18 protein-coding genes are annotated in these 18,292 nt (G+C 71.4%); 12 read left to right on the plus strand and 6 right to left on the minus strand.

Features of this window, described 5'->3' with window-relative positions; genetic code table 11:
• The coding region (locus VF647_04855) for a hypothetical protein (GenBank protein HEX8451405.1) at window positions 1-751 on the minus strand (751 nt) is incomplete at its 3' end.
• Between the two features lie 805 nt (window positions 752-1,556).
• On the opposite strand from VF647_04855, the gene VF647_04860 reads away from it, so the two are divergent.
• Window positions 1,557-2,258, plus strand: coding sequence for an NYN domain-containing protein (locus VF647_04860; GenBank protein HEX8451406.1), 702 nt, complete (start codon window positions 1,557-1,559; stop codon window positions 2,256-2,258).
• Between the two features lie 93 nt (window positions 2,259-2,351).
• Here the strand turns inward: VF647_04860 and VF647_04865 are convergent, their stop codons facing one another.
• Window positions 2,352-2,906: an RNA polymerase sigma factor gene (locus VF647_04865; GenBank protein HEX8451407.1), complete on the minus strand. Its 555-nt coding sequence runs from the start codon at window positions 2,904-2,906 to the stop codon at window positions 2,352-2,354.
• Window positions 2,903-3,190: a hypothetical protein gene (locus VF647_04870; GenBank protein ID HEX8451408.1), complete on the minus strand. Its 288-nt coding sequence runs from the start codon at window positions 3,188-3,190 to the stop codon at window positions 2,903-2,905. The genes VF647_04865 and VF647_04870 overlap by 4 nt, the downstream gene beginning before the upstream one ends.
• Window positions 3,191-3,685: 495 nt before the next feature.
• Here VF647_04870 and VF647_04875 point away from each other — a divergent pair, with 495 nt between their 5' ends.
• Window positions 3,686-4,990, plus strand: a complete 1,305-nt coding sequence (locus VF647_04875) for a hypothetical protein (protein ID HEX8451409.1) — start codon at window positions 3,686-3,688, stop codon at window positions 4,988-4,990.
• Between the two features lies 1 nt (window position 4,991).
• Here the strand turns inward: VF647_04875 and VF647_04880 are convergent, their stop codons facing one another.
• Window positions 4,992-7,475: a BTAD domain-containing putative transcriptional regulator gene (locus VF647_04880; GenBank protein HEX8451410.1), complete on the minus strand. Its 2,484-nt coding sequence runs from the start codon at window positions 7,473-7,475 to the stop codon at window positions 4,992-4,994.
• A gap of 161 nt (window positions 7,476-7,636) precedes the next feature.
• On the opposite strand from VF647_04880, the gene VF647_04885 reads away from it, so the two are divergent.
• The 6 genes from VF647_04885 to VF647_04910 all read left to right on the plus strand — a co-directional run bounded on the left by VF647_04885 (window position 7,637) and on the right by VF647_04910 (window position 13,169).
• Window positions 7,637-8,446 (plus strand): helix-turn-helix domain-containing protein, encoded by an 810-nt coding sequence (locus tag VF647_04885; GenBank protein ID HEX8451411.1) that lies wholly within the window; start codon window positions 7,637-7,639, stop codon window positions 8,444-8,446.
• Between the two features lie 132 nt (window positions 8,447-8,578).
• Entirely contained in the window at window positions 8,579-8,836 is a 258-nt protein-coding gene (locus tag VF647_04890) for a hypothetical protein (GenBank protein ID HEX8451412.1), read from the plus strand.
• A 164-nt stretch (window positions 8,837-9,000) separates the two neighbouring features.
• Complete coding sequence (locus VF647_04895; protein HEX8451413.1) at window positions 9,001-9,813, plus strand: hypothetical protein; 813 nt, start codon at window positions 9,001-9,003, stop codon at window positions 9,811-9,813.
• 71 nt (window positions 9,814-9,884) lie between these two features.
• Entirely contained in the window at window positions 9,885-10,964 is a 1,080-nt protein-coding gene (locus tag VF647_04900; protein HEX8451414.1) for a phosphotransferase, read from the plus strand.
• A complete protein-coding gene (locus tag VF647_04905; protein ID HEX8451415.1) occupies window positions 10,961-11,887 on the plus strand; it encodes a T3SS effector HopA1 family protein in 927 nt (308 codons plus the stop codon). Before VF647_04900 ends, VF647_04905 begins: the two co-directional genes overlap by 4 nt.
• Window positions 11,877-13,169, plus strand: a complete 1,293-nt coding sequence (locus tag VF647_04910) for a lanthionine synthetase LanC family protein (protein HEX8451416.1) — start codon at window positions 11,877-11,879, stop codon at window positions 13,167-13,169. The genes VF647_04905 and VF647_04910 overlap by 11 nt, the downstream gene beginning before the upstream one ends.
• 65 nt (window positions 13,170-13,234) lie before the next feature.
• Here the strand turns inward: VF647_04910 and VF647_04915 are convergent, their stop codons facing one another.
• On the minus strand, window positions 13,235-13,750 hold the full coding sequence (locus VF647_04915; GenBank protein HEX8451417.1) for a gamma-glutamylcyclotransferase: 516 nt from the start codon (window positions 13,748-13,750) through the stop codon (window positions 13,235-13,237).
• A gap of 110 nt (window positions 13,751-13,860) precedes the next feature.
• On the opposite strand from VF647_04915, the gene VF647_04920 reads away from it, so the two are divergent.
• A complete protein-coding gene (locus tag VF647_04920) occupies window positions 13,861-14,598 on the plus strand; it encodes a triacylglycerol lipase (protein HEX8451418.1) in 738 nt (245 codons plus the stop codon).
• Here the strand turns inward: VF647_04920 and VF647_04925 are convergent.
• Window positions 14,523-14,741 carry an MbtH family NRPS accessory protein gene (locus VF647_04925; GenBank protein ID HEX8451419.1) on the minus strand — a complete coding sequence of 73 codons (219 nt, stop codon included), beginning with the start codon at window positions 14,739-14,741 and terminating at the stop codon, window positions 14,523-14,525. The genes VF647_04920 and VF647_04925 overlap by 76 nt on opposite strands.
• 140 nt (window positions 14,742-14,881) lie before the next feature.
• On the opposite strand from VF647_04925, the gene VF647_04930 reads away from it, so the two are divergent.
• The 3 genes from VF647_04930 to VF647_04940 all read left to right on the plus strand — a co-directional run bounded on the left by VF647_04930 (window position 14,882) and on the right by VF647_04940 (window position 18,237).
• The gene (locus VF647_04930; protein ID HEX8451420.1) at window positions 14,882-15,064 is read left to right on the plus strand and encodes a hypothetical protein; all 183 of its coding nucleotides are present in this window, start codon (window positions 14,882-14,884) and stop codon (window positions 15,062-15,064) included.
• Between the two features lie 180 nt (window positions 15,065-15,244).
• A complete protein-coding gene (locus tag VF647_04935) occupies window positions 15,245-17,812 on the plus strand; it encodes an FAD-binding oxidoreductase (GenBank protein ID HEX8451421.1) in 2,568 nt (855 codons plus the stop codon).
• Between the two features lie 11 nt (window positions 17,813-17,823).
• On the plus strand, window positions 17,824-18,237 hold the full coding sequence (locus VF647_04940) for a hypothetical protein (protein ID HEX8451422.1): 414 nt from the start codon (window positions 17,824-17,826) through the stop codon (window positions 18,235-18,237).
• Window positions 18,238-18,292 lie beyond the last annotated feature (55 nt).

Here is an 18,292-nt window from a genome sequence, read left to right on the forward strand (position 1 = left end):
CCCGGTCAATGATGAGGACGGTGTCGAGGTCCGCGAGCATTCCTGTCGTAGGAGGCTCGTTGAGGAATACCTGGCCTTTCCATGCGCCCCCACCGCCGAAGGCAGGGGACAGCGCTGGATAGATTGCCTGGCTGAACACTGTCGCGACAAGCACAGGTAACAAGACGAACATGGGGAACATCAAGATCTCGAGGCCACCTCTTCCATCATCGGATTCCCGCTCGGCTTTGGATCTCACCCCACGATAGCTCAACAAGAGCCCTACGAACCCACACAAGGCGAAGTATAAGTAGACGAACTTGATGTTCTCCCGCTCCGACGGTACAGCGAGTATTTCAAAGGCCCATTGACTCACCATCACCACAAAGTAGAGCAGTCCAGCGGTGAGGACCACGCCGAGGATGCGCATCCTCCAACTGGGGACTTCTGCGGTCGCCTCCTCACTTTCCCAGTGCAGGCTCGCGCCGAGTGCGAACCCAAGGAACACTGGCGTTGGAGTGAAGAGAAAGAACAGAATGGCCGCCGCTAAGTATCGGCCTTCAACCAGGTCGAATGTGATCAGCTTGTACTGGGCCAGATGTATGTTGGAGATGATGAACCCGAGCACATACGACACAAGGATGGATGCAGTGCCGAGCGCTGGCCGGCGCTCCAGTATCGCGAACACATTTGCGGTGAGTTTCCAAACACCACCGTTCCTTATCGCCAATTCCGGGTGGCGAACCGCCGGTGTGTTCGTGTGCTCGCTCATCGGTGAGGGTTGAGCTTGGGTAAGGAGGAAAGAAGCCGTGGGAGAAGACTATGCTGCCATGAGTACTTGCAGCTAGAGGTAGACCAACTCGACTGGTGAGAGTCACAACTGTTGAGCAACTCCGCGGACCGTTTTGCAGACCCGGAAAATTTACAGTTCGCATCGCTGCAAAAACGGAAATTTTACATCTCATTTTGCGGAACAAACTCGGTGCAGCCAACACTGCTCGTGCCGCACGTTAACCTCGCGTGTCATGATAACTGTCTTGAGCTTGCCGTCGTAAGATCGTGTAGGTGCCCTCGTAACTGTCGGGGCAGCCGACGCACGGGGCAAAAGGCGGGTGTCCGAAGACAGGAAAGACAAGGCGGACTTGTTGTTCATCGCACCGGCCCCGCCTCCTTCACTACCCACTCCGTAGCCGCTCGTGCGCCGCCGGAGGCTCTGCTGACGGACGCGGTCGAGGATCCCCACCCGCTTGTTCGCGTTTCCGCGCGGGAACCTCCGCGGCACGCTCCGGACCTTGGCTCCTGCTGTGGGGAATCCGACGACGGCGCGGCCAGTCGCGGAACATCTCCGGCCCGCCCGTCTATACCAAGTATCCGCGAAGCCGCTCTGGCGAACAGAGGGCCGTCAGCCGCGGTCTCGGACAGGACCTAGCGGACAGGTCCTACCTTGCGCGGGCGAGGGATATGCAGTATCATTCGGGCACCAGAAGTACGGCCCCTCCGCAAGGAGCGGCTCCTGATCCAGAAACGGGCCACGCGTGAGCGTGGCCCGTTTCTCTTCTACCACGTCTGTGCCCGCCATGGATCAAACGAAGGATCTGGAAGGCGACAGCGACCCTGACGATCAGGAGCCGCCTCCGGAGGTCCGCGTCGAAATCTTCGTGGATGCGTCCAATTTCCACCCTGCCCTCGAAGAATCCGGGATCGGGCACCCGGTGGCGTTCGGACTCCTCGCTCAGGAGCTGACTTCGGCGGTCGGAGGCACCACACTGGTCGCCCTCCACTATGTCGGTGGCGTGTTCCGCGAGCCTCACCCCAGGGACCCGCACCTGGTGCACAAGCCTGGGGAGTACCAGGAACGACTTGGGCGTTTCCGCGATACGAAGCGCCTGTTCGACCGGGTCGAACAGGAGCCCGGGGTCCGGGTCTGGCGGGAGACGTTCATCTACCGCACGCCGGACGAGAAGGACTCCCGCCCGATCATCGAGAAGGGAACCGACATCCGGACGGCACTCCTGATGTATGAGGGGGCCGAGAAGAACAGGTACGACGTCGCCGTGCTCGTCGCCTCCGACGCCGACTTCGGACCAGCGGTGGAAATGGTGAAAGCACTCGGCAAGCGCGTCGTGTGGGCCTACACGTCCGCGCACCAGACTATGAAAGCCTTGGTCAAAAAGGGCGCAGAGCGCCTCGAACTCACGCCCGAGATGCTCGAACGCTGCCGTTACCTGCCGGCGGACGCCGTCGGAAGCGCCCGAAGCGGTCGGCGCGGCCGCAAATAGGTTGGGATGGTTCTGGAGGATCGCGATCCCCTGCTCGCGGGAGGGATGGAGCGGGCGCTGGCCATCGCGTAACGGCTGTCTCTCTGGTGGCCCTCATTCCTCCGCGCGCGTCCAGCTGCGGCGGAGGGTGGCGAGGCCGTAGGAGATGCGCGATTTGACGGTGCCGAGCGGGATCTCCAGGGCTTCGGCGATCTCGGGCTGGGTGAGCTCCTGCTGATAGCGCATGCGCAGCACGACGCGCGCGGCCGGTGGCAGCGCGGCGAGGCGGGCGGGGAGCTCCGCGAGGATCTCCGGGTCGGCGGCGGGCTCATCCGGTTCGGAGGCGGGGAGCTCGGGGAGCGAGTCGAGCGGGTCGTGGAGGTGGGCGCGGGCGCTGCGGGCGGAGCGGACGGCTTCGCGCGTGGCGACGCGGTAGGCCCAGGCGCGGACCCATTCGAGCTCCCGCACCGTGCCCAGACGCCTGCAGATGATAAGGAGCGTGTCCTGGAGCACGTCCGCCGCGGCATCGTCGTCACCGACGATGCCGCGGATGTGCTGGTAGAGCGGATCCTGGAGCATCCGCAGAAGTCCGTCCAGGGCGGCCCGGTCGCCGAGCTGCGCGCGGGCCGCGAGGGCCGGCAGCGACGGGCCCGCTCCCCCGGCGTTCACGCCCGGGGCCGCTCTTCGAGCGCGGCGACCACCTGCGCTCCCACGCGGGACACGTGTGCGCCGAGCGCCACGAGCCCGAAGGCGACGATGGTGTAGCTCAGCACCGAGAAGAGGAAGAGGAGTACCTGTGTGTCGTCCTTCCAATCGAGCTTGAGGATCGCCACCACCAGGAGGAGGGCCTCGACGGCGGCGGCCGCCACCACCGCGAGCCGCATCCGCTGGTTGTGACGGTCCATCTGGTCAAGGACGCCCGTGACGAGCGCGTCGCGGTCCATGCTGGCCATGTCTGTTGCTCCGTGTGAGGGTCTGTTCTACCGGAAGAAGAGCGCGGCGCCGATCGCCGCCGCCTCGATGATGGCGAAGGTCCAGACCGCGATCACCGTCGTCCGGCGCCGGGGGGACGGAGTTGTGGGTTGCATGACGAGTCTCCGGTGAGATGGTTTTCGGTCCTGAGTCACCGAACCGCTGCTCGGCACTCGGCGCATGGGGCCCGGGTTCGTGTCTCTCCCCGCGGCTCCCGGGGATGAGAGGCGCGCATCCGCGTTTCCGTTCGGTTTCGTGGGCGGGTGAGGGGTAGAACGAGGACGCACACAGCGGTCAAGGCGCTCAACCCCGCGGATCGGCTGCGGGGGAAGTGGCTGAAGAAAGTGAGGCGCCGCGCGGATTTTCACGCATTGAGACCCAGGAGGACAGGGGTTTGACGGAGGGGGGCTATCTTCACCCCAGCGATCCGCACTGAAGCGGAAGCGAGCACGGTACGCCACCCCGGAGATCCCGCCATGAGCACGTATTCGAACACCATCCTCCCCGATGCAGTGAACACCAGCCGGCCCGGCTACCCGGCCATGCGCATGGTGGCCGAGTGGGCCAGCGGCGTGCGGGGGGAGAATCTGTACTTCGGCTTCGACGGCACGGATGCCACCCTCACGGACGCGCCCGAGAGCGGTGCGCTGCCGGTGTTCACCCGCCCCTTCACCCGCAGGCCCACGGTGGAGCACGTGTACTTCACCGTGCCGACGAACGTCGGGTCGGACACCCTGAAGATCAACGGACGCGAGACGAGCGCGCTCTTCTGGGGAGAGAGCGCGGTGGAGAAGTTCCTCTTCCCCTACTTCGCGTCGGTGGCGGGGAGCGAGGCTGCGTCGCTGTTCCAAAAGGTGGCGCACGCCTGGTACGACTATCCGGCGGACAGGGTGCAGGTCTGCGCGGTGGCGTACGAGTGCGGGCCCGCCGCTCCAACGGGGACGCGTAGGCTGACGCTGGAGGGGATGGTGGCGCTGGTGTGCCTGGTGGACGAGACGCTGGAGAAGATGTCGCTGGCGGAGTTCGCGCGGCGCTTTCCGGGACAGGGAACCGGGCCGGTGGCGCCACCGCAGCCGCTGGAGGTCTTCCGCGACGAGCCCGGGTGGGCCCTCTCCCCGGGGGTGGAGAGCATCGTCGCGCGCGACGCGGCGGAGTTCGTGAGCGGGCTGCGCGGGCACACCGTGCGCTTGCGTCAGCACGACGGGAAGCTGGACCCGTGGATCTCGGAGGGCGGTCCCGGCCGCCACCTGCCGGGAACCTGGATCGAGGCCGGGATGGAGCGCGTGCGGAGCGACCGCCCGGTTCCGTCGCGCGTGGCCGTCCAGGTCGCGGGCGCCGAGGTGCAGGTGGTGATCCCCGCGCCCGCCGCGCCATACGGCGATCCCACGCGGGTCCCCGACTCGATCTTCTGGAGCGACGGCGCCGTGGAGAAGCTCCTGGTGCCGTACTACGGATCCGTGAAGGGGCTGTCGGCGCCCTTCTTCACCACGGTGCTGCTGGGGGCGTGGAACGGCTTGGTCCGCCGCGACTCGCCGCTCGGCCCGTGCGCGGTGCTGGAGATCTTTCGCAACTTCCTCGGTACGGCCGCGGATGGCGGCGGCGAAAGCCGGGCGGCGGAGGACGATCCCATTGACGAGACCCCGTACGCGGTGACGCACCTGCCGCGCTCGGAGTACATCCCGACCCTGGACGAGCCGCCCACCCAGGGGCTGGAGGGGCGCACGCACTTCCTGACGATCGGCAGGGAGCCGGAGGCGCTGGCCCGCTTCACCCGCGGGTAGCCTACGGCCGCCCGGCCGGCGCGAAGAGGTCGCGGAAGAGGACGTCGCGCGCCACGTAGGGGCGCAGGGCGGGGCGCGCGGCCATGTACTCCTCCAGCAGGCGGCGGGCGCCGGCCCGGTCGCCCAGCAGGAGGGTGACGTAGGCTTCGTCGAAGAGGAAGGGGATGCGGAGCTCGGGATCTGCCGAGGCCGCGGGGCGCGCCCGGGCCAGCACGGCCCGGGCGCTGTCGCTTGCGCCCGCCCGCGCCAGGACGGCCGCCACCGCGGTGCGCCGGAAGAGGGGGGAGTACGCGCGCCCCTCCTCGCGGGCGCGGGCGGGCGGATCCAGCCGGTCCAGCTCCGCCACCAGCGCCCACGCCTGCGCGGCGTCCGGGCGGAGCGCGGGGTCTTCGCGCAGCAGGGTGAGCCGGCACTCCACGAAGCGCCAGTCGCCGGGGAACTGGGCGTGCCCCTGCCCGCAGCTCTGCCGCGCGGCCGCATAGTCGCCCTGCGCCATGGCGCTGAAGTAGAGGCGCGCGAGGATGTCTCCCGCGTCTTCCAGCCAGGCATCCCGCTCCAGCGCCCGCCGCGCGGCCAGGTCCGACTCGGCGAAGCGGCCGCGCATGCGCAGCAGCTGGCTGAGCGCCGCCCACCCGGAGGCGCGACCGGAATCCGCCTCCACGGCGGCGCGCAGGTCGCGCTCCGCCAGATCGAGCCGCCGTGCCACTCCCGCCGTGTCGAGCGTCTCGCCCGCGGCCAGCCAGAGGGCACGGCCCCGCAGCTCCAGCGCACGCGCGTTGCGGGGCTCGCGCTGCAGGACGCCGCGCGCGTGGGCCTCCGCGCTGCGCACCAGCCGGGTGCGCTCCGCGCCGCGGGCGAGCCCGGACCGGGTGAGATCGATGAAGCCGCGAAGCAGGGCGGGGCGCGCCCACGCGGGGTCGGCGGCCTGCGCGCGGGCCAGGAGCGAGTCGGCGCGGTTCAGGAGCTGCCCGGCGGAGGCGACGTCGAGCGCGTGGTGGCGGCGGACGAGCCGCGCCGCGTCCTCGCGCAGCTGCTCCGCGCGCAGCACCAGGCCCAGCGCCTCCGCGCTCCTCGTCTCCGCGGCGGCCTGCCCCACCCGGATCTCCTCGCCCAGGCGGCGGCGGAGGAAGCCGCTCACCTCCTGGCCGACTGCGCGCTCCAGCGAGAAGAGGTCGCCGAGCGGGCGGATGATGGTGCGGCTCTCCAGGTGGGCCCGGCGGTTGGTGTCCACCAGCGCCACGGTCACGCGCACGCTGTCGCCCGAGCGCTGCACGCTCCCCTCCACCACGCTCCCCACGCGCAGCCCGGCCACCAGGCTGTCGAAGCCCACGTTGCTGTCGCGGTACGCCTTGACCCCGTTGCGCGAGACGACGTCCAGCTGGGGAACCTGGCTCAGCTGTTCGATCAGCTCCCCGGTGAGGGCGTTGGCCAGGTAGCCCAGCTCGCCGCGGCGCGAGTCGTCTTCGAAGTAGAGCACGGCGATGCGCCGCGGGTCGTAGCGCACCGGCTCGGGCTCGGAGCGCCACCCGCGGGCCAGCGCGAACACCGCCGTGATCGCCAGGGCCGCGAGCGCCGCCACGAGCGCGTAGCGCCCGCGCGACCAGGTGCGGCGCACGGGCCGGACCGGCGCTTCCGTCCCGGCCACCGCCTCCGGGCCGGCCGCCGCCCTGGGGGGCTCGGCCGGCGGGAGAGCGGGGGGGCCGGGTGGCGAGGGGGGCGGTTCGGAAGGCGGAGCGGGAGCCGGCGGGGGGGGCGCGGGCGGTGCGGCGGGCGGGAGCTCGGCGCGAAGGCGCGCGACGAAGGCGGTGAGCGCCGCATCGGGCTCCACGCCCAGCTCCTCGCGCATGCGGGCGACGTGCGCGGCGGCGGCGCGGATCGCGGCGGCGCGCTCTCCCGCGGCGTCCAGCGCCTGCACCAGCGCCAGCGCCACGCGCGACGAGTACGGGTCGTGCGCGGCCCCGCGCCGCCACCACTCCACCGCCTCCATCCGCCGCCCCTCCGCCTCGGCAGTGCTGGCGAGCCTCTCCAGCGCCCCGGCGCAGGCACGGGCCAGGCGGTCGCGCTCGCCGTCCACCCAGCGCTCGAACTCCGGCGCGTCGGACACGTAGAAGCCGTCCAGGAACGGTCCGCGGTACTCCTCCACCGCCGCATCCAGCCGCCCCTCCTCCAGCGCCTCCTCGAACGCCGCCACGTCGCTCCGCACCACCTCCGGCGACAGCCCGATCTCGTCGCCGACCGCCACGAAGACGCCGGCTCCCAGCTCCTTGCGCAGTACGTAGAGCGACTCGGAAAGGGTGTGGCGCGCCGCGTCGCCCGCGTGCTCGGGCCACAGGAGGGCGATCACCCGCTCGCGCCCCACGGGCCTGCCGCGCGCCACCGCCAGCACGGCGAGAAGCGCTATCCGCCTTTTGTACGCGGCGCGGCCGGTAACGGGCCCATTGGGGCCCAGCAGGACGGGATCACCGAGGACTTTGAGGCACAGCACGCGATATCAATGACCGCTATGAGATCCGGCAGGAAATGACCTTGAGGGGTGGGGGATAGATAACCTCGCGTGGCAGGGGGAGCAAGGCGAAACGCCTCTCCCCCCGCCGCGGCGGGGAGCGCCGGACGGCGGCCCGCCAGACTCGCACCGGGGCGCGAACCATGGCCGACATCCTTCTCCTTTCCTCGTGTCCCACCGCGGCGCGGCGCATCCGCGAGGCGGTGCAGCGCGAAGCCGCCGGCGGCGTCCACCACCGGGTGCGGCAGGCGCGCGGGTGGGCCGAGCTGACGGTGCTGGCGTCGTCGTCGGCGTGCGCGGTGGCGTTCGTGGACCCGTACGGCGGTGGCGCCTTCGCCGCGGCAGAGATCCGCCGGCTGCGAGAGCGCGCTCCCGCGCTGGAGATCGTGGCCTGCGCGGATTTCGCCGGCCGCCCCGCCGCCGACGCCTTTTCGATCGCCCTCCTGGGCGTGCGGGCGCTGGTGGACCCGGCGGACGGCATGGGGGCCTTTGTGGACGCCGTGCGGGAGCACCTGAACCGCGCGCCGCTGGACGAGATGGTGGAGACGCTGGCATCGGCGCTGCCCCCGGCGGTGCACCGCTGGCTGGCGCCGGTGCTCGTCGCCGCATCGGCGCCGGAGGACGTCGCCGCGCTGGCGCGAGCGGCGCGGTGCAGCCCGCGCACCCTGCGGCGTTCGCTGCGCGCGGCGGAGCTTCCCACCCCGGAGCAGCTCCTGGCGTGGCGCCGCCTGCTGCACGCCGCGCGGCTGATGGGCGACGGGCGCACGGCGGACGGCGTGGCCCGCTCGCTGGGCTTCTCCAGCGGCTCGGCGCTGCGCAAGAGCCTCAAGCAGCTCACCGGCCTGCGCCCGCGCGACCTGTCCGGTACGGGCGGCGCGCGGATCCTGGCGGGGCTCTTCATCGCCCGCTGCGGCGGCGCGGGCGTCGCGGTGCGGCTCTCCGTGGCGGCATGACGGGCGGCCGGTGGGGAGCGGCCGGTGGCCGGTGCGGATACGGGGAGCGGGGCGGGGAGGCCGCACCTTGATGCAAACTCCCACACGCCCGCCTCCCGAGGCGAGCTCCCCTCCGCTCGCCAGGAGTGGCCGATGAGGTACAGGGTCAAGCTGCTGCAGAGCCTCCCCGCGCGCGTCCCCCGCGCGGTGCAGGCGCACTTCCGGCTTGCGGACGGCACGGTGCAGACGTGGCCCGTCGCGGTGGACCCGGATCACGGGGCGGCGGAGCTGGTGGTGGAGAGCGGACGGGACATGCTGGTAGCCGAGACCCGCGCCCGCACCCTGGTGGCGCACTACGTGGAGCCGCCCCTGCGCGAGGAGCGGCAGATCTCCGCGATCGTGGCGGAATGACGAGCGGCCGGTGCGCACCCCGCGTACCGGCCGCTTCCCTTTCCACGCCGGCCGTCACGGACCGCACGGTGGCCGATACGGATACGGAGCGCGCCGCCCGGCGACGTCAGGTTGTGCATCACCAGCGCGGCGCTCGGCCGCGCCCCCGCCTACCCGGAGGACCGATGCCGGACGACCCCGCGCCGCAGCCGCGCCGCAAGCCCCGGAAGCAGGGCGACGCCCCGCCGCCGGACACCTCGTCCACCGCGGACGACGCGCCGCCCTCCGCGAACGAAGACGGGTCCGTGCCGCCGCCGCACGAGTTCCTCGGCGGTCCCATCGCCGGCGAGGCGTTTCCCGAATGGCCCCAGGAAACGGGTGGAGCCGATCCCGCTCCACCCACCGGCCCGGCGGATCCCGGGCACGATCCAGGAGAAATCACCATGTCCGAAGGCGCATTTCCGACCGTTCCGGTGGTCAGCTGTCTCGTGACCTGCACCCACGTCTTCCCGCTCTGCGCGACGCCGCAGCAGGGGTCTGCGGGGGGTGGCGGCTCCAATGCGGCCGCCCAGGGGGCCGGGGACTTCATCACCGGCTTCCCGCCGGTCTGCGTCGCGTCCCAGCAGGGCGGGGGTGGCGGCTCCCAGGCGGGCGCGCAGAGCGCCGCGGGCTTCCCCACGCTCCCGGTGGTGAGCTGCATCGTCACCTGCACCAACGTCCCCCCGCTCTGCGCCACGCCCCCCGATCCGGCGGCGCTGGGTGGCGGGTCCCACTCCGCGGCGGCGCTGCAGAGCGGCGCGCTGGGCTTCCCCACGGTCCCGGTGGTGAGCTGCGTGATCACCTGCACGCACGTCCCCCCGCTCTGCGCCGCGGCTCCGCAGTCGGGCGGCGGGGTGCAGGCCCAGGCCGCACCGCAGGGCAGCGGGGCGCTGGGCTTCCCCACGCTCCCGGTGGTGAGCTGCGTCGTCACCTGCACGGGCGTTCCGCCCGTCTGCTGACGGCTGGGGGAGAGGGGCGGCTTCTCGCCCCTCTCCCCGCGGTCCTGAAAACACTGTGATCCGGCCCGTCCATGATCCTCACCAAGAGCAACCTGGTCCACTTTCTCCTCGACCGGCGGCTGATCGCGGCCGAGGCCGTCGTGGCGGGCGACTTCGCGGCGCGCGAAGTCCTTCGCCACAACCGCAGCTTCGCCGTGGAGCGGCAGCGGGAGCGCGGGCTCTTCATCAAGCAGCCGATCCTGTGGGACGAGCTCTCGGTGGCGTGCATCCAGCGCGAAGCCGCCTGCTACCAGCTGGCGCAGGCGCCGGGGTGGGAGGGACTGCGCGCCCTGATCCCCGCGCTGGTGGACTCCGACGCGGCATCGTCCACCCTGGTGCTGGAGCTACTCCGCGTGGTGGAGCCGCTGCAGGACCACCATGCGCGCTTCCGCCGCTTTCCTGTGGGCACGGCGCGCGCGCTGGGATCCGCGCTGGCCGCATACCACCGCGTTCCGGTGGAGGCGGGGGCGGCGGCGCTGGAGATCGGGGTCGCTTGGGTGCTCCGCCGCACCTTTCCGCCGGGCTACGTGGAGGGCGAGCCCCGGCTGGGGTGGCTGCTAGCGCGTATCCGCGAGACGCCCGGGTTCGAGGCCGCGCTCGACGCGCTGGCCGCCGAGTGGCGGAACGACGCCCTGATCCACGGCGACATGAAGTGGGAGAACTGCATCGCGCGCGGCGGCGACGGCGGCGAACAGGCTCCGGAGCTGCGCATCGTGGACTGGGAGATGGCGGGCGTGGGTGACAGCGCGTGGGACGTGGGATCGGCGCTGCACTCCTATCTCGCCTGCTGGGTGCTGGGGCTCCCGCTCGCCGCCGCCGCGTCGCCGCGCGCGCTCACGGACGCGAACGAGTATCCGGCCGAGGCGATGCACCCCGCATTGCGGGCGTTCTGGCGCGCGTACCGCGAAGGGCGGGGCGGGGTGGAGCTCGGCTTCCTGCTCCGGGCCGTGCGCTACGCGGGAGCGCGGCTGGTGCAGACCACCTGGGAGTACTCGCGCACGCAGGCGGCGGTGCCCGGCTACACGCACCTCCTCCTCCAATTGGGCGCCAACGTCCTCATCCGCCCTGAGCAGGCCGCGCGCTCGCTCCTCGGCCTGGAGGGCGGCGCATGAGTGCGCTGCTGACCGCCGTACGCGCGGTGGAGATCGTCTCGGACACGGACTTCCGGTGCGCGGGCCACTCCTTCTCCGTGCCCGTGCCCGCCGCCGTCGATGCACTCCAGGCTGCGCTCTACACGCACTGCTACACCCGCTCGGCCGGCCCCGTCCCCGCCGTCACGGGCGAGGGCGACCTGACCGCCGCCCTCAGCGCGGGCAACCCCGGCACCTCGCGCTGGGTGGATGGATGGACGGTCATCGACCGCCTCCCCAACGGCACGGTCGGGATACAGCGCGGGCCCCTGGTGCGCTACGTCCAGGCCGCCGAGGTGCGGGCGGATGGCAAGCATCCGGGCGCCCGCGCGAGCACCTGGCATCCCCACGAGCGCACGGACCAGCCGGGCTTCTACTACGTCTTCGGCACCGCGCCGCACGACACCGACCCGCGCGCCTCGCTGCTGCGCCTGTACTGGAACGTGACGCCGGACGGCGCCCCGGCGCTGGTGGCGGAGCTGGCGCGCGCGCTGGGGCGGTTCGCGGTGCCGTTCATCTTCAAGTGCCTCAAGCACCGCGCGCTCTACCCGCGCGCCGACGCCGGGGTGCTGTACGTGGGCCGACGCCACCACCGGCTGGTGTGCGAGCTCGCCGCGGGCGTGCACGCGAAGCTCGGCGGCGGGCTGGGGAGCGAGGTGCCGCTCTTCACCAAGCCGCTCGCGCCGGGACTGGGGCTCGCGGAAGACCCCGGCGGCGGCGAGAGCTTCGGGATGCACCGCTGCCGCCTGGTGGCCGAGGGGGTGTGGGCGGCCCGCGGCGGCGGACCCGGCCAGCGCCTCTCCTCGGTGGAGCGCCGCTTCGCCGACGCCGGGCTCGACCCCGCGCGCCCCTACCTGGGCCCGCTTTCCGACGACCCCTACCACCTCCCCGGCCATGCGCACTGACCCGAGCACCCCGTTCCTCGACGCCGCCGCCGCCATCGGCGGGCGGCTCTGCCGCGACGCCATCTGGCACGGCGCGCGCTGCAACTGGGTCGGCGACGGGCTGGAGCCCACGGGCGCCCAGTGGCTCCCGGTGCGGCGCGCGCTGGGACCGGCGCTCTACGACGGTGCGGCCGGGATCGGGCTCTTCCTGGCCGAGCTCCACGCCGCCACCGGCGAGGCGCCGTTCCGCACGGCCGCACGCGGGGCGCTGGCGCTCGCCGTCACCCGCCGCGGCGACCTGAACCCGTCCACCCGCGTGGCGCTGCACACGGGGCTCGCGGGGATCGCCTGGGCCGTGGCCCGCGCCGGCATGGCGATGGACGACGACGAGCTCCGCGAGGTGGCGGCGGCGCTCGCGGCGGAGCTGGCCGGGGTGGAGCCGGCGGAGGGGGCGGTGGACGTGATCTCGGGGAGCGCCGGGGCCGTGCCCGCGATGCTGGGGCTGGCGCGCGCCACCGGCGTGGGCGCCCTGGCGGACGCGGCGGTGCGCCACGGCGACTTCCTCCTCGGCCTCGCGCTTCCGGGGCCGTCCGGCACGGCGTGGCCCAGCCCGGGCGTGGAGTCGTCCGCGCCGCTCACCGGCTACTCGCACGGGGCGTCCGGCGTGGCGCTCGCCCTGCTGGAGCTGGCGCACGCCACCGGTGAAGCGCGCTTCGGCGCGGCGGCGCGGGAGGGCTTCCGCTACGAGCGCGCGCTCCTCGATGCGCGGCAGGGGAACTGGCCCGACCTGCGGGTGATCGAGGCCGGGGCGGTCTCCCCCGCGCCGGTGTGCGGGGTGGCGTGGTGCCACGGCGCGCCCGGCATCGGCCTAGCCCGCCTCCGCGCCATGCGCCTGGCGCCCGACGACGAACTCGCCGCCGACGCCAACGTGGCGCTGCAGACCACCTCGCGGGTGATCCGGGAGAGCATCGACGCGCCGGGGGGCGGCTTCTCGCTGTGCCACGGCCACGCCGGAAACGCGGAAACGCTCCTGGCGGCGCACACCGCCACCGGCGGCGGCGAGTACCTGGAGTTCGCGCGCGAGGTGGGGCGCCGCGGGATCGCCCTCTACGAGAGCCGCGACCTCCCCTGGCCGGGCGGCGTCCCCGGTGGCGCCACCCCGTCGCTGATGCTGGGCGACGCGGGGATCGGCCACTTCCTGCTTCGGCTGCACGATCCCTCCGCCACCCCCTCCATCGTCCTGGTCGAGCCCGAATCGCTCGCCGTGCCCGCGCCTCGTCCGGCGACCGCGGCGTACAACTGATACCGTCTCGACAGAAGTCTGTGCAAACTCAAAGGATCAAGATGTCACGCAAAGGCGCGAAGACGCTAAGGAAAGACACGGAAGCCCTTTCTTTGCGCCTTCGCGCCTTTGCGTGAGACCATTTCCTCCGCGGCGGCGTAGAGGTTCGCGACGGTGTGCAGGCGCCGCTCGCGCGTGAGGACGGGGACGAGGATGCGCCGGTAGCCGGGGCCTTCGAAGCGGTCGATCTCCGGCCAGGCTGCCGTCAGCGCCGGGGTGGAGAGTACCTTTACGGGGATGATGGGACCCCCGGCGCGCGGCCGGCAGGCCGGATATCCGAGCGTCGCGCCCCACCCCTCCGGGAAGAGATCGCCCTCGATCACGCCGTCCGTCCACTCGCCGCCGAGCGGGGCCACGACGTGATGGTTGGGGCGGCCCGGCGCCAGTGTGCCGTACACCGCCAGCGTGTGGCGCGTCGCGAACAGGTCGTCGAGCCGCCGTTCGGCGTCGGCGGCGCTCTCGTCATCGGCCGTGCCGCCCCGCCAGTGCGCGGTATTGGCGGACGCGACGAGGAGGCTTACTTCTTCCAGCGACAAGTCCATGATGGATGCACTCGTGTGCAGGTGTTGTCCGCGGCGGTGAGCGCGGCGCGACCCGGCACGTTTCTGCCGGAGCACGACTGGACGACACTCGACCCCTCGACAAACGAACGATGCTCCGCTACGCGCTCGTCTTCGCCGCCATTCTGCTCGCCGCGCCCGGGGCGGACGCACAGGCGCGCGACCCGATCCTGTTCGTGCACGGTTGGCGGGGGCGGGCGGAGCAGTGGCGGCCGATGATGGCGCGGTTCGTGGACGACGGGTGGAGCCGCGCGCGGCTCTTTGCGTGGACCCTCGATCCTCGCGACTCGCACGCCGCGGCGGCGGCAAAGATCGCGGCGAGGGTGGACCAGATCCTGGTGGCCACCGGCGCCTCGCGCGTCGACATCGTCACGCATTCCATGGGGGCGCTCCCCACGCGGTACTATCTCAAGAACCTGGAGAGCGAGGGCAAGGTGGATGCGTGGGTCTCGCTGGGCGGGCCCAACCACGGCATCCACGTGGCGGACCTGTGCATCTCCGCCGACTGCAGGGACATGCGGCGCGGATCTCCCTTTTTAGCCGCGCTCAACGAGGGGGACGAGACGCCGGGCGAGGCGCGGTACGCCACCTGGCGCTCGCCGTGCGACGAGATCATCGATCCGGTGGACACCGTCGTCCTGCAGGGGGCCGACAATCACCTCACGGGCTGCGTCTCACACCTGGGCCTGCTGCGCGACCCCTCCATCTACCGCGCCGTCCGCGACTTCGTCTCGCGCCGTGCGGCGTACGTGCGTCAGGCGCCCTCGGGCTCGTCCATCGCGTCGCGCACCGTGTGGGGGCGCATGTCGGTCCAGACCTGGTGGATGTAGTCCAGGCACTCGGTTTTCGTCCCCTGCTTCCCCGCGGGTTTCCATCCCATGGGAAGCTCCCGGTCGAGGGGCCACAGGGAGTACTGCTCCATGTCGTTCACCACCACCTGGTAGATGGTGGTGTCCTCGTTGAGCTCGCTCATTTTCCCGGTTCGCCAGGGGGGATGGGAGAAAAACTGTCCGGGTGATCTTATCGCATGCGGCGGTGCGTGGCGAGCACTGCCCGTGGTGACGTATTATGATGTGTGACGCGGCGCACCCCTCACCGGCACAGGAGACGACGATGGCAGACGCGGCGAGCTTGACGGACGCGGAGCGGGCCAAGCTGGAACAGCGGCGCGACCGGCTGATGAAGCTGATGAAGGAGGGCGACGGCTCCGGCGGCGGCGACACGCTGGACGCGGACGACCGCGCGGACCTGGCGCGCGAGTGGAGCCGCATCGACTCCCTGCTCAACCAGCGCTGAAAGAAATCGTTTGCGGGCGCACACGAGCACGATTATCGTTGCGCCGAGATCCTTCCGAGAAAAAGCATCACACAGAGGACGCAGAGGGCACTGAAAGCCACGGAGAAAACCTCTTGCCGTTCTCTCCGTGGCCCCGTGTCTCTGTGTGAGCCCTGCTGTTCCCCCGCAACACCCTTCTTGATGAAGCCCACCACGGCCCCCGGAGACCAGGGCCCGAAATCAGTTGCGAAGAAGCCCCCCGCGGATGGCGCGCCGCGGGCCAGACGGCACGTCCGCATCGGGCGCGCGCTGGGCCGCGGGGTGCGCAGGATCGCGCGCGTGGTGGGCTGGACGGTGCTCCTGGTGGGGCTGCTGACGCTGGGGATGACCGTCTACGGGATCGCGAAGACGCCGGTGATCGGCGCCGTGTCGGGGCCCACCGTGAACGACGTCACGCAGCTCAATCGCATCGAAGTCGCGCGCGTGATCGCGCCGACGACGGAGGCGGAGATCGCGGCGGCCATCCGCGGCGGGAGCGGGCCGGTGTCCATCGGCGGCGGGCGCTTCAGCATGGGCGGGCAGATCGGGACGGAGGGGGCGCTGCACATCGACATGCGCCGCCTGCGCCGCATCGTACGGATCGACACGGCGGCCCGCACCATTACGGTGCAGGCGGGCGCGACGTGGCGGCAGATCCAGGAGGCCATCGACCCGCACGGCCTCTCGGTGAAGGTGATGCAGTCGTACGGCAACTTCACCGTGGGCGGCTCGCTTTCGGTGAACGTGCACGGGCGCTACGTGGGGCTGGGGCCGGTCGTATCCACCGTGCGCTCCATCCGCATGGTGCTGGCGGACGGGAGCGCGATCACCGCGTCGCCTACCGAGAACGCGGAGATCTTCTACGGCGCAATCGGGGGGTACGGCGGGCTGGGCGTCATCACCGAGGCCACGCTCGACTTGGCGCCCAACGTCCGCGTGCGCCGCACGCGCCGCGGCATGCCGGTGAGCGAGTACCTGCGCTACTTCCGCTCGACGATCCGCGAGAACCCTAGGGTCGTCTTCCACAACGCGGACATCTATCCCAACGAGTACGACCGGGTCAGCGCGGTCACCTTCACCGAGACCAGCGACCCCGTCACCATCCCGGACCGGCTGATCCCGCGGCGCGAGTCGTACCCGGGGAGCCGCTTCGCGCAGCGGGTGATCACGGGGTGGCCCGGGGGGAAGGAGATCCGCGAGCACGTCCTGGACCCGTGGGTGAACCGCAAGTCGCAGGTGGTGTGGCGAAACTACGAGGCGAGCTACGATGTCGCCGAGCTGGAGCCGTCGACGCGCGAGGAGTACACCTACGTCCTACAGGAGTACTTCATCCCCATCGGCCGCTTCGACGCCTTCGTGCCGCGCATGCGCGAGGTGCTGACGCGCTACGACGTGAACGTGGTCAACGTCTCCATCCGCCACGCCACCCCCGATCCCGGCACCCTGCTGGCCTGGGCGCCGGAGGAGATGTTCGCGTTCGTCCTCTACTACAAGCAGCGCACGGACCCCGAGTCGCGGCAGAAGGTGGGCAGGTGGACGCGCGAGCTGGCGGATGCGGCGCTGGCCTCGGGCGGGCGCTGGTACCTGCCGTACCAGCCGCACGCCACCCCCGCGCAGTTCCGGAAGGCATATCCGAAGGCTGACCGCTTCTTTGCGCTCAAGCGGCGCCTGGACCCGAACAACCGCTTCCGCAACCGGCTGTGGGACCGCTACGACCCCGCCGGACCGGCGCGCATGGAGTTGGCCCCGGCCGAGCGCGCGGCCGTGGACCGCATGCCGGGCTATCGCCGCCCCGAGTCGCAGAGCTACCTGAGCCACCCGGAGTGGTTCATCGTCTACAGTTCCGTGGAGTACGCGGACTGGACGCGCGACCGGCTCCCGAACGGCTTCGCGTACGCGGAGTCCATCGGGCAGTTCTGGCGCAACTGGAGCTACGCATCGCGAGCCAGCCGCGCGGAGAACCCGCCCAACAGCCAGTACTCCATCATGCTGGGCGTGATCGGCGTGAGCCACTCGGTGGAGTACAGCCTGCGCGGCGCGTACGAGAACACCGTCGGCCGCTTCAGCGCGTGGACGGCGGGCGGCAAGGCGACCGCCGAGGACCGCTTCGCGCACGAGGTGGCGGCGGACTACGCGCACTTCATCCACACCATCCCGTGGTACCGCTATCCGTTCGGTAAACAGTTGCGGAAGCTATGGAGCGACGTGCCGATGTGGGGCCCGCACGCCTTCCGGAAATGGGAGCGGCGGCTGGCGCTCACCTTCGAGTACGCGATCAAGGCCGGCTACGCGTCCGTCATCGGCTGGGCCACGGGGACGGCGTACGCGGCGGAGGACCTGAAGATCGGCGTCGTCGTCTACGGCGACACCGCCTCCTTCGCCGCGGGCGACCGGCGCGTGCAGGCGCGGCGACCCCTGGGCCCCCATCACTCGCTGATCACCGCGGAGCGCTACGCCGCGTTCAGCGGCCTGCTGCTGGAGCGCGCGCGTCGCGACAGCGTGCCCATCGTGGAGATCGCCGGCAACGACGACATCGTGGTGACCGGCATCGCCCCGGCGGACTGGCGCTACGTGGGCCCCGAAGCCGAGTTCCTGTACGCCCTGCCGCTGGCCAACGACGCGCGGCGCATCCGCCCCGTGCTCAAGGTGCACACGCGCGACCTGCTCCCCTTCCTGCGCCGCATGGATGCGGAGAAGCGGATGCGGGTGGACCACGTCTACGACTACTGAGGAGATTTTCGATGCTGAGAAAAGTGACGTTCGTGATGGGGCTGTTCGGGGTGGTCGTGGTCGTGCTGGGCTGGATCCCCGGCATCTCGCCGCACGCCGGCCACGAGCGGATGATGTTCAACTCCTTCGCCATCAGCGCCGTGGACGACATCACGCACGGCCTGACGGCCCTCGCCGCCTTCGCCGCCGCCCTCCACTCCGACCGCGCCAGCCGCCTCTTCCTGGTGACGTTCGGCTCCTACTACGCCCTCGACGCGACCTTTTACCTCCTGAACGGCTTCGTCAACGACCTCCGCTGGACCGACGACATCATGCTGAACCTCCCCCACGTCGTCGTCTCCAGCGTCATGCTCGCCGTAGCCTACGGCTACCACCCGGACCCCTCCCCCGCCCACATCTCCGCCCCCCGCGCGGCGATCTCGTAGGGGCGGAGGTGGCCCTGGAGGGTTGCCCCGGAGGGTTGCCCTGGAGGGTCGCCCT

This window comes from Longimicrobium sp., assembly GCA_036387335.1.
GTDB lineage: Bacteria > Gemmatimonadota > Gemmatimonadetes > Longimicrobiales > Longimicrobiaceae > Longimicrobium.